The organism is Stagnihabitans sp. (genome assembly GCF_964946895.1).
The window spans coordinates 1-11,237 of the sequence record NZ_CBBQHX010000070.1 but is presented as its reverse complement, the minus strand read 5'-3'; the positions used below and the strand labels follow the sequence as shown (position 1 = coordinate 11,237).

Sequence of the window (11,237 nt, the reverse complement as noted above, 5' to 3'; positions counted from 1 at the left end):
AGCGGAGATCGCATTGAGGCTGCGGTGACTGCCAGCCGCATCGCCGCTTCTGAAGGAACAGCCGCCGTGTTTGCCCCGCTGGCCATGGGTGGAGCCGGAGGCCTTCGAGCGGGGGGGCCGCCCGAGGTTCGCCTGCTGCGTTGGCTCGATGGAATGGAGAGTGCGATCCTGACGGCCATGCGCCATCTGGACGAAATCGCAGCATGGTCGGCCAAGGCAGGGACTGTCATGTCCCCTTTGTCGGGCCGGACGCCAGAGTTACTTCGGGCGGTGTTCGTGGAGTGGCCCATGGTCTCGGCACCTATGGCCGAGCAGATAACTGGCGTCAGCCGCGCCGCTGTGCAACGGAACATGACGTGGATGCAAGACCAAGGGCTGGTCCGTGAGGTCACGGGTCAGGGGCGGTTCCGCATGTGGCGTGCGGCAATTTGAATTCTGTTCCCGAAATCATCTGCCTCATCGTCGCAAGGGGCGGTGAGCGGTCGTTCAAGTTCAAGGCTTGAACGACCGCTGTGACTGGCGTTCAGGTCAAAAGGTTCTGCAGATGCACCGTTGTGCCAGACTGCAGGGAAAGTGCTGCTGCTTCGGCCATGGCGAGAGCCGCCACGCCATCGGCCAGCGTCACGGGCAAAGGGGAACCAGCATTGACGGCGGTGACGAAAGCGGCCCATTCTGCCTTGTAGGCGGGCATATAGCGTTCGAGGAAGAAATAGGTCGGCTTGGCCCCGGTCACGCCCGCAGTGGTCGATTTCACCACGGTGCTTTCCAACATGTTTCCCGCCTGCAGCAGCCCTTCGGACCCCAGCAGTTCCACCCGCTGGTCATAGCCATAGACCGCCCGGCGGGAGTTCTTGATGACGGCAATCCGACCGTCGGCATAGGTCAGCGTGACCACCGCGGTGTCGACATCGCCCGCTTGGCCGATGGCCGGGTCAACGATCGAAGAGCCGACTGCCGAGACCGTCGCCGGAGCCCCGCCCATCAAGAAATTCGCCATGTCGAAGTCATGGATCATCATGTCGCGAAACAGGCCACCCGAGACCTTGATGTAAGCCACCGGCGGCGGGGCCGGGTCGAACGAGGTGATCGACAGCAGTTCCGGCTTGCCGATCTCGCCCTTGTCCAGCGCGGACTTCAGCGCGGCGAAGTTCGGGTCAAAGCGGCGGTTAAAGCCGATCATCACCGGGCGGCCGTTTTGCGCCACGACCTTCTGACAGGCCTGTGCGCGGGCCAGCGACAGATCGACCGGCTTTTCGCACAGGACTGACTTGCCAGCGGCGGTGGCACGCTCGATCAGGTCGGAATGGGTATCGGTCGAGGTGGCGATCAGCACGGCGTTGATTGCGGCATCGGCCAGGATCGCATCGGTCGTGCGCGCTTCGGCGCCATAGGCTGCGGCCAGTTTGCCCGCAGCCTCAGCATTGATGTCGGACACGGCGACAAGACGGCTGCCGGGGTTGGTCGAGATGGCGGTGGCATGGACTCCGGCGATACGGCCAGCGCCAAGAAGGGCTACATTCAGCATGGGATTTCCTTGAGGGTTAGAGGCCGAGACCGGCCTTGAAAGCGTCGAATTCAGCATCCTGCATGGGGACGTTGTGCTGCGGTTGCGGATAGGCGCCGGTGTTGACGTCCGCGATGAACTCTTTGAACGCCGCAACCCGTTCGGCCTGCAGGCGTGCATATTCGGCGGCGAAGTTGCGATAGGTCTTGGCGTGGCGGGGCTTGTGGCCGGAGGTGCAGCCCAGCACGTCCTCGGCAAAGAGGTATTGCGCGTCCGCCCCCGGCCCCGCGCCCATGCCCAGCATGATCATCGGTGTGTTACGGCTGATCATCTCGCCCAGACGGTCTGGCACGACCTCCAGCTCGGCACCAAAGCAACCGATGGCCTCCAACTGCTTGACGTGGTCCCAGACCGCGCGGGCCTCGGGCGCGGTTTTGCCCACGGCGCGCCAGCCGGTCCAGGTGATGTAGCTGGGGATCAGGCCAACATGGGCGACGATGGGCACGTGGTTGTCGCACAGGGTCTTCTGGATGTCCAAGGACGCCGCACAATAGAAGCAGTCGCCCCCCATCGCGGTATATTTGAAGGCCGCTCGGAGGTAGTCTTCCGCTGTGGCGAGGCCGCCATAGGGGCCAAAGGGCAGGCCCACCTGCACAAAACAGCGGCCTGCAGCCTCGCGCATTTCGGGGGAAAAGAAGCGGCTTTCGATGGACAGCATGTGGATGCCCGCCGCATCGGCGGCGGCGGCCTCCTCCAGCGTGGTGACGTACAGCATCGAGATTTTCTCGCCGCGCGCCTTCATGGCGCGGATGTCGGCGACGTTGGGGCGGTTGTGGAACTGGACCATGATTACACCGTGAAGGCTGAACGGAAGGCTTCGAGAGCGGCGTCTTCCTCGCCTTGGGCGAAGGCCTCCATGCCCACGGGGCCGGAATAACCCAACTTTGTCAGGGCCTTGGCAACGCCCGCGTAGTTGATTTCCCCGGTGCCCGGCTCACAGCGGCCCGGATTGTCGGCCACCTGCACCTCGCCAACCCACGGCAGGCAGGCTTCGCACCAGCGGATCAAGTCACCCTCGCCGATTTGCGTGTGGTAGAGGTCAAGGTTGATACGCAGTTGCGGGCGGTTGACGGCGCTCACCAGTCCAAGCACCGCCGACGTGCTGCCGAAGGGGCAGCCGGGATGGTCGATGGGGTTGAGGTTTTCCAGCGTGAAGACCTGCCCCGAGGCCTCGGCCAAGTCGCAGATGCGATGCAGCGTGTCACGGGCGCGTTGTTCCATGCCGGGGGCGAAAGCGCCGATTTTCGGGATCGGGATGCCCATGTCGCCAAGCCCGGTGCCGTGCAGGTTCAGGCGATGCACCCCCAACCGCTTGCCGACCTTGGCCGTCTCGGCGGCGGAGGCCAGCAGCATCGCACAGCCCTCGGCATCCGTCAGGCGGCCCTCAAGATAGCCGTTCATGATGGTGAAGGTGGCCCCGGTCTTCTCCAGCCTGCCCAAGTCCCAAGCGGGCCAGTTCCACAGGCCGACGCCGAAGCCCATTTCCTTCAGGCGGGAGGCGCGCCACGCGATCGGGCGGTCGCGCCACAGCATTTCGGCGCAGGCGGCGAGTTGGAAGCTCATGTCAGACCTCGATGTAAACTTGGCCGTCTTCGACCTTGACGGGATAGGAGCGCAGATTGACGCAAGCCGGGGCGCGCTTGGCCTCTCCGCTGCGGTAGTCGAAGACGCCATTGTGCTTCGGGCATTCGACGGTGAAATCCATCACCAAGCCGTCGGCCAGATGCACCTTCTCGTGGCTGCAATGGCCATCGGTGGCGTGAAAGGTGTCGTCCGGGGAACGGTAGATGCAGAAGGTCTGCGCGCCGTGGTCAAAGCGGATCAGGTCTTCAAGCTCGATATCGCCTGTCGCACAGGCGCGGGTCCAGGTTGCCATGTGATAGCCTTTATTGTCAGGTCAGCCGGGCCGGAGGAGAGCCCGGCCCGGCTTGCTGTTTGCCCACCCCGGGTGGAGCCCGGTGGCAGGCGGGGAGGTCAGTGCGCCACCTGCGGCGGGTGGCCGTCGTGGGTGGTCATGTAGGTTTCGATCTCGGCTTCAAGGCTGGCCATCGAGGCGCCGCCGGCCATCAGGTCGGTGATTTCCTCGCGGGTCTTTTCACCCTTGCGGAAGTCAGCCGCGACAGCGCCGCGGATCAGCACCGCAAAATGGTCGCCCACGGCCATGGCGTGCATGACCTGGTGGGTGATGAAGATCACGGCCAGACCGCGCCGCTTGGCCTCGTTGACGATGCGCAGGACGTGGGTGGCTTGCTTCACACCCAAAGCAGCGGTGGGTTCATCGAGGATCAGCACACGTGCGCCGAAGTGGACGGCCCGCGCAATCGCCAGCGCCTGCCGTTCGCCGCCCGACAGGCCGCCGACCAGACGGTCGCCGTCGTCGATGCGCGTGATGCCGAAGTTCTGCACGGCCTTCACCGCGATCTCATTGGCCTTCTTGCGGTCGTAGATCTTCAGCGGGCCAAACCAGCGGGTTGGCTCTCGGCCCACGAAGAAGGACCGCCCGATGGACATCAAGGGAAAGGTGCCGCCGAACTGGTGAACGGTGGCGATGCCATGATCGGCAGCCTCTCGCGGGTTGCGGAAGTGGACCGGTTTGCCATCCATCACCATCTCGCCAGAAGTCGGCTTGTGAACACCCGACAGAAGCCGGATCACCGTGGACTTGCCTGCCCCGTTGTCGCCCAGAAGACACAGAACCTCGCCCGCCTTCACCTCAAGGCTGATGTCGTGCAGCACGTCGATCGGGCCGAAAGACTTGTTGATGTTCCGCAAGGAAAGGATCGTCTCGCCCATCACTTGGCCCCCTTCTTGGGCGCATAGGACAGCGCCATCTTGCGGAAGGTGTTGTTCATCAGAACGGCCACCAGCAGCAGCACCCCGATGATCAGCGAAGACCAGTTGCGGTCGAAGTTGGTGTAGTAGATGCCTTGGTTGACGATGGCGAAGGTGATCGTGCCGAAGAAGATGCCGATGATCGACCCGAAACCGCCGGTCAGCAGGACGCCGCCCACCACCACGGAAATGATGGCGTTGAAGATGAAGCTTTGGCCGCCCGCCACCTGAGCCGAGTTGTACAGCATCGCCTGACACATCCCCACAAAGGCGGCCGAGGTGGAGGAGAGGACGAACAGGATGATCGTCATTCGTTCAGTCGGGATGCCTGCATTGCGGGCAGAAACCTTGTCGCCGCCCATGGCGAAGATCCAGTTTCCAAAGCGCGAGAAGTGGACGAAGTAGATGTAGGCGACAGCGATGACCAACCACCACAGGACCATGGCCTGCACCTGGCCACCAAAGACGAAATCTCCGAAGATCGCCTTGGCGGGGCCCTCGACCTTCAGCGCCACGCTGGTCGATTTGGTGATCAGCACCGTCAAGCCCAGAACCACGCCTTGCACGGCGAAAAGGCTGCCCAGCGTGACGATCAACGAGGGGACGGCGGTTTTGATGACCAGATAACCGTTCAAAAGGCCGATCAGCACGCCAAAACTCAGCGTCACAGCGATGCCCACCCAGATACTCAGGCCGTAATGGCCCGAGATCACGGCGACGGTCATGGCCCCAAAGGGCACCATCGCGCCGACGGAAATGTCCAGCTCTCCCGCGATCATCAGCAGTCCGACCGGAATGGCGATGACGCCAAGGTTGGCGGCCACGTTCATCCAGCTGGCCATGCCGGCGGGTTGCAGAAAGGTCAGTCCGCCGAACACGCCAAAGAAGGCGAGGACGGCTATCAGGCCAAGGAAGGCCCCGGCTTCAGGACGGCGCAACAAGCCACCCAATGCGGAATTGCTGTTCATGGGGCTCCCCCGAGAGTTTGGAAAGGCCCGCCAGCGGACTGGCGGGCCGAGACAGGCTTAGCGGGCGCCCTTCGACACGCCAGCCAGCGTGGCGTCGATGTTGGAGGCGTCCACGATGCCCGGGCCGGTCAGCACGGGGAAGGTCGGCAGTGCTGTGCCGAAGTCGATGGCGGAAGCCAGCAGGCTCACGGCCAGGTAGGATTGCAGGTAGGGCTGCTGGTCGATGGCAAACAGCTGCGTGCCGCCCTTGATGCGGTCCAGCCCGGCCTGGTTGAGGTCGAACGTCCCCAGCATGGTCTTGCCGGTCTTGCCAGCCTGCTCGATGGCGACGGAGGCGCTGTCGGCGTCGCCGGCAGAGATTGTGATGATGCCGTCGATGGTGTCATCCTTGATCATCTCGGCCTTGATCGCCTCGGCCACAGCCGTCGGGTCGCCGAACGAGGTCGAGGGCAGCGGCAGTTGCGCGCCCTTGCCTCCGGCGGCGGTGATGCCGTCGATCACGCCCTTGCAGCGCGCTTCGATGTTGGCGGTGCCGGGCAGGGTGTTGATGCAGAGGACGTTCTTCTGGCCATGGGTGCCGAAATAGGTGCCACCGGCTTGGCCCGCAACATATTCATCGGAGCCGACATAGTTGATCGCGCCCAGTTCGCGCGCCTTGTCAGCGCCGCCCGCGTTCATCAGGATAACCTTGATGCCAGCCGCAACGGCCTGCTTGATCGCCGGGTCTTCGGCATCGGTCACCCAATCCGGGATCACCAGGCCGTCAACCTTTTGGCTGATCGCGGTCTGGATCAGTTGCACGACATCCGGGGCGAAGTTGTCGTAGTTCACCAGACGCAGGTAGTTGACCGAACCGCCGTTGGCCACAACAGCCGGGGTCGCATCGTCGATGCCCTTCTTGATGATGTTCCAGAAGGCGTCGTCATTCGAGCCGCCGATCACGGCGATGTCAGCGGCACTCGCGGTGGTGGCCATCAGGGCCATCACGGCGGTTGCCTTCATCAGGGTCTTCACGAGTTTCATTGCAGTCTCCTCCCATTTGCCTTGCGGCGTTTTGAAACCTTGGTTTCAGGTGAAGGCGCCCGGTTCCAGGCAACCCAGCAGCCGCGTCCCGTCTCCAGCAGGGCGCGAACCGATCTTGATGTCTCAGGTGTTGGCCTTGGCGTTCAGCCGGGCTTTCTTCTTCTGGAAGCGGGCATCCATCAGGGCCTCGGCTTCCTTGGTGCCGTCGTGCCAATAGCCGAACCACTTATCGAGCGGGATCAGGCCGTCGCCGCCGTAGTTCACCTCGAAATACTTGTGGTGCAGGTAATGGGCATAGGCGTGGCTGTCCAAGGGCATGTCCTCGGTGATCTCCAACTTGTCAAAGCCGATATGGCCGTTCAGCGCGCCGAAGCCTGCGATGTGCAGCTGGAACAGGGCGATGATCGGATTGGACGGGATGACCAGATGCCAGAGGGCGACAGCGTGGTACAGGAACCCTTCCACCGGATGCATCGACAAGGACGACCAAGGCGAGGGGTTGACCGAGTTGTGGTGGACTGAATGGACGTGTTTATAGAGGAAATCGGTGTGGATCAGGCGGTGGATGCAGAAGAAGTGCACCTCGTGGATCGCGGGGCACAGAAAGACCAGAACCGTCAGCCAGACCGGGTTCTGCGCCCATTCCAGCCACGGGACGTATCCTTTGGCGAAGGCATGCAGGAAGATCACCTGCACCAGCGTCCACAGCGGGATCGAGATGAAGAACGACCGCAGAAAGTTGTCGATGTTCTGGCTTTTGAACCAGAACACGTCCGAAGGTTGGTCGCCGGGGAACTTGCCGTTGTATTTGAACCGGGTGCCCTGCTTGCGCTTGACGTACCAGAACAGCTCAACCCCGCCATAAAGCACAAAGATCGCCGCCGCGTTCACCGCATAAAGCCACAGCGGCCAGCCCCAGGACAGGGTTTGCAGCGTGGCCTGATCCGGGATCACGTAGAACCAGTACAGCAGCGCCGTCGCCATGTGGAAGGCGTTCCACGGCCAGACATAGCCGATGACGAACTGCACGAATTTCAACGGGTTGAAGGGCCAGACCCAGCCGGAAGCAATCTCCAGCGGGGCGCTTGGTGCCCAATCGCCCCGCTTGTTGCGTGTGCCGAATTTCAGATCGTCCATTCCGTCCCTCACCCCGGCCAAGCCGCCGTTTCCCATGCGGACAGGTCTTTGGACGCCGCCGCAGAAAGCGGCGGGCATGACCACAGAGACGCCGGAACTACTCCGGCGCGGTGGCGCTTTGACCTGTCTTCAGATTTCCCCCGACGCAGACCTCGACCCTTGGACCGAGGCGCCTCGTCACAGGGCGGAACATGCCAGCTTGACGTTGCTCGAATCAAGATGCGATGTTGTGTCGCAGGAAATTTCGTCTCATCATATCAAAATTGGGGCGAAATCTGATATGAAATGAGATCAATCCACATGACCCGCCCAACGATCCCCGATCTTGCCGAAGCCGCTGGCGTCTCTGTCGCAACGGTGAACCGCGTGCTGGCTGGGGCCGGGAATGTGCGCGCCCAGACGCGCAATCTGGTGCAAGAAGCGGCGGAACGCATTGGTTTCTATGGACTTGGCACCATACAGGCCAAAGTCGCGGCCAGTCGCCAGCGGATGCGCTTTGGCTTCCTTCTTCTGCAACCGCACCGGCAATTCTATCAACTCGTCGCCGCCGCCATACGCGAGGCCGCCGCCGCCGCCGCCGACACGGGCGTCGAGATTGACGTGCGGATCGAGTTCCTGGACGATCTTTCGCCGCAGAACACCGCTGCCCGTGCGCTGGCCTTGGGGGCCGAATGCGATTCGATCTGCATCACCACGGCGGTGCATCCCGTTGTCACGCAAGCGGTTGAGACGCTGCAGGCCCGCGGCCTTCCGGTCTTTGCCTTCATCGGCCAGCTTTCGGCGGCAGGTCTGGTGCATTACGTGGGTCTGGACAACTGGAAGGTCGGCCGCACCTCGGCCTGGGCGATCGAGGGTCTTTGCAAGAAACCCGGCAAGATCGGCATCCTGATGGGCAACCCGCGCTATCGCAACCAGGAGATGAACGAGAGCGGCTTCCGCTCCTATTTCCGCGAACACGCCCCGGATTTCACCCTACTGGAGCCGCTGTCGACCTTCGAGTCCAGTGCCGTGGCCGAGGAGATGACGGAAAAACTGCTGACCCAGCACCCCGACCTGACGTCGCTGTTCGTGTCGGGTGGTGGCATCACCGGCGCGATGACCGCGCTGCGGGCGTCGGGCCGGGCGCAAGAATTGGTCGTGGTGGGCTATGATCTGATGGACAGCACGAGGGCGGGACTTCTGGATGGGACGCTGAAGGTGGTCATCGCCCACCCGCTGCGGCAATTGGCTGAGGAACTGATCAAGGGCATGCTCAAGGCAACGCGGTCGCCAAACGATGGCATCAACCACACACGCATCGTGCCATTCCATTTCTATACCCGCGAGAACATCTGAAGCAGCCGCTTGAACGAGTGAACCGAGCGACCGATGAGGGCCGATCACTACTTCCCGGCGACGGACAGCGACCTAGAGCTGTCTTCTCACGGGACAATTTCACCCAACCTGACGGCTTCCCCATGGACGGCCAGTGCGGCGGTGAAGCGACCAAGCCCGAGCTTCTCAGCCATCCCGACAATTCGGCTCTGATAGGCCGCAACACCGATTAGTCGTTCGAGATCCTGCTGGTGGAATGCCCGGTTCTTGATCGGCGCATGCCGCGCCATTTCCTGCGCGCGGAGGACCTTTTCGTCTGCGATGGCGTCGACCGGTTCTGGCGCTTGAGCCTGCGCTCCTGGTACCAGTCGCCATTTCCGCATGAAGCCCAATAGGAATCCTGCCGGCACAGACTTGTTTCCTTTGGCGCGGTTGAACGCGAGGAATCGCTCCCAAATCGTCTTGGCCTCAATATTCCAGCAGGGCAGGGAGCGCTTTGCTGCCTTGATCAAGTCCAGCCAGACCTTGCGCTTCGGGTCGTCATCTACCCCAATTTCGATCATTCCGATGAAGACAGTTTTGTTATGAGACTCCAATAAAAGAGACGTTTCGCTCGGGCTTGACGTGTCCTTGTTGCCAGCCTCCGAGTTATCCACAGGCACCCAACGGAATATCCAGGGCGCGAACTTGCCACCTGGCTTGGAGCGCTCAAGGCCCAAACCCGAGGCATCTAGTTCGCCGAGGAGCGTGCTCATGTGCTGTCGTGAAATTCCCATGAGATCGATCAGATGGGTGAGGGTAAAGGCGGCGGTGCCGCGCTCCAGCCCGTTGTAGCCGTCCTTCCAGGAGGTGCCATCGAGGATAATGGTGGCCAGTTTGTGGGCCGTGACGGAGAGGGGGGTGGCGATGATGAGTCGGAGAATGGCACCGGAGGTGAGGTCCATGGGGGCAGTCCTTTCCTGTGAGGACGTCCAACCGTCAGGCAGCAGAAAATCATGCCCGCAAGTTGTTTTGCGGGTTGAAGCTCTCTGAGGCTCGCGCTAAATTCCCTGAGCTACGAGGGACTTAGTGCGGCGTCGGACCTTTGGTTCGGCGTCGTTTCTCTTTGTGGATGGGGTTTGGAATCCGGGGTGTGACGAGTTATCCGTGGCGGCTGTGGCTGCCACGGGGAGTGATTTTGGGCGTCGCTGATCAGGGCCGAAAAGCTGCTTGTTTCCCTTCGGATCTGGTCTTGGCTCTCAGGGTGACGCGGCCATGAGAATTGGCATCCAACCGCTTTAACTTTGTCAGCCGTAGGCGCTGACGATGCTTCCCTCGACGGCCATGGCGAGGGCATGGGAGGCGTTGCGGGCACCCAATGTCTTGCGGGCGCGTTCGATCCGCTTCTTGACCGATTCCCGGCTGATGCCGAGATGCAGCGCGATGTCGATCTGGGACATGCCGATGGCCAGCATGTTCATCACCTCGCGGCAGGCCGGAGTCAGGTCGCTAGTCAGGGAGCGCAGCGACAAGGCGTCATGGAAGTGCTCGTCGAGTTCGCGGATCTCGTCATCGGTGAATTCGCGGTCCGGTCGGGCGCAGGAGAGGAAGCACCGCTTAAGCCCGATCATCTGATTCTTCGTCGACAGAATCACACCGAATCGGAGGTTGTAGGTGGCCGCATGCTCCAGCACCCGCAGCGATTTTGCTGGGGTCGAGGGCCCGGCTATCTCAGACCAGCGGGCCGCACCGCAGTTGGCAGCAGCCCATTCCAGAACCGGGTCCAGAAGCAGGAAATCCATCGCCGTGTAGTGCTCGAACCAGGCGCGGGGAAAGGAGGAATAAGCCAGTTCCGGGCGGCAGAATTCGTTCAGTTGGAGGGCCAGAACATAACCGGCGGTTGCAATCTGGCTGATGCGGAGATCATGTCGGGCAAAGCCCGGCGCGCGGGCGATCATGGTCGTGAGGGGGACGAAGGGGAGGGGTGTCTTCTTCTGATTCAAGGCGGTAATCTTCACAATTTCAGTGTGTTCACAGGGTTTCTTCATCAGGTTCCCGAATGGGCTGCCCCGATGGGCGGCGGCGTTTAGGCAGGGATTCGAAAAACGGCAAGGGGTCATTTCGCGACTCCGACACCTCTGGCCGTCGCAAAATGCCATTTTTCTCAACAACCATTGAGGGAAACGACACGAAAGATTTTTTCAACTTCCCGTTCGGGAAAACTTTCGATGTCACCCTTGCCGGTCCTCCGTTGTGCGGCGAATCTGGCCGTGGTTTCAGGCGGGCTCCAACAGTTCGGGAGCTTCATTTTGACCACCTCAACACTTGCCAAGATCCTCCTTGCGGGGGCTTTCGTTGCCATGGCCGATGCGGCCTTTGCCTCGACCACCGGCACCGGGATCGCCGCCGGGTTCGGTACG

The 11,237-nt window shown here is 62.0% G+C and carries 12 protein-coding genes; 2 read left to right on the top strand and 10 right to left on the bottom strand.

What is annotated here, in order from left to right; translation table 11 throughout:
* The coding region (locus AC1Y2B_RS22685) for a helix-turn-helix domain-containing protein (protein ID WP_482255403.1) at positions 1-432 on the top strand (432 nt) is incomplete at its 5' end.
* 91 nt (positions 433-523) lie between these two features.
* Here the strand turns inward: AC1Y2B_RS22685 and iolG are convergent.
* From iolG to AC1Y2B_RS22645, 8 genes are all read right to left on the bottom strand, one after another.
* A complete protein-coding gene (gene iolG, locus AC1Y2B_RS22680) occupies positions 524-1,525 on the bottom strand; it encodes an inositol 2-dehydrogenase (protein ID WP_482255402.1) in 1,002 nt (333 codons plus the stop codon).
* Between the two features lie 16 nt (positions 1,526-1,541).
* Positions 1,542-2,351, bottom strand: coding sequence for a 3-methyl-2-oxobutanoate hydroxymethyltransferase (locus AC1Y2B_RS22675; protein WP_482255401.1), 810 nt, complete (start codon positions 2,349-2,351; stop codon positions 1,542-1,544).
* Between the two features lie 2 nt (positions 2,352-2,353).
* Complete coding sequence (locus tag AC1Y2B_RS22670) at positions 2,354-3,127, bottom strand: TIM barrel protein (protein WP_482255400.1); 774 nt, start codon at positions 3,125-3,127, stop codon at positions 2,354-2,356.
* Between the two features lies 1 nt (position 3,128).
* The gene (locus AC1Y2B_RS22665) at positions 3,129-3,440 is read right to left on the bottom strand and encodes a MocE family 2Fe-2S type ferredoxin (RefSeq protein ID WP_482255399.1); all 312 of its coding nucleotides are present in this window, start codon (positions 3,438-3,440) and stop codon (positions 3,129-3,131) included.
* 98 nt (positions 3,441-3,538) lie between these two features.
* Positions 3,539-4,357 (bottom strand): ATP-binding cassette domain-containing protein, encoded by an 819-nt coding sequence (locus tag AC1Y2B_RS22660; RefSeq protein ID WP_482255398.1) that lies wholly within the window; start codon positions 4,355-4,357, stop codon positions 3,539-3,541.
* A complete protein-coding gene (locus tag AC1Y2B_RS22655) occupies positions 4,357-5,364 on the bottom strand; it encodes an ABC transporter permease (protein ID WP_482255397.1) in 1,008 nt (335 codons plus the stop codon). Before AC1Y2B_RS22655 ends, AC1Y2B_RS22660 begins: the two co-directional genes overlap by 1 nt.
* A gap of 57 nt (positions 5,365-5,421) precedes the next feature.
* On the bottom strand, positions 5,422-6,387 hold the full coding sequence (locus AC1Y2B_RS22650) for a substrate-binding domain-containing protein (protein ID WP_482255396.1): 966 nt from the start codon (positions 6,385-6,387) through the stop codon (positions 5,422-5,424).
* 123 nt (positions 6,388-6,510) lie between these two features.
* On the bottom strand, positions 6,511-7,524 hold the full coding sequence (locus AC1Y2B_RS22645; RefSeq protein ID WP_482255395.1) for a sterol desaturase family protein: 1,014 nt from the start codon (positions 7,522-7,524) through the stop codon (positions 6,511-6,513).
* Between the two features lie 300 nt (positions 7,525-7,824).
* On the opposite strand from AC1Y2B_RS22645, the gene AC1Y2B_RS22640 reads away from it, so the two are divergent.
* On the top strand, positions 7,825-8,859 hold the full coding sequence (locus AC1Y2B_RS22640) for a LacI family DNA-binding transcriptional regulator (RefSeq protein WP_482255394.1): 1,035 nt from the start codon (positions 7,825-7,827) through the stop codon (positions 8,857-8,859).
* An 86-nt stretch (positions 8,860-8,945) separates the two neighbouring features.
* Here the strand turns inward: AC1Y2B_RS22640 and AC1Y2B_RS22635 are convergent, their stop codons facing one another.
* Positions 8,946-9,782: a hypothetical protein gene (locus tag AC1Y2B_RS22635; RefSeq protein ID WP_482255393.1), complete on the bottom strand. Its 837-nt coding sequence runs from the start codon at positions 9,780-9,782 to the stop codon at positions 8,946-8,948.
* 342 nt (positions 9,783-10,124) lie between these two features.
* Positions 10,125-10,820 (bottom strand): helix-turn-helix transcriptional regulator, encoded by a 696-nt coding sequence (locus AC1Y2B_RS22630; protein ID WP_482255392.1) that lies wholly within the window; start codon positions 10,818-10,820, stop codon positions 10,125-10,127.
* Positions 10,821-11,237: the final 417 nt, after the last annotated feature.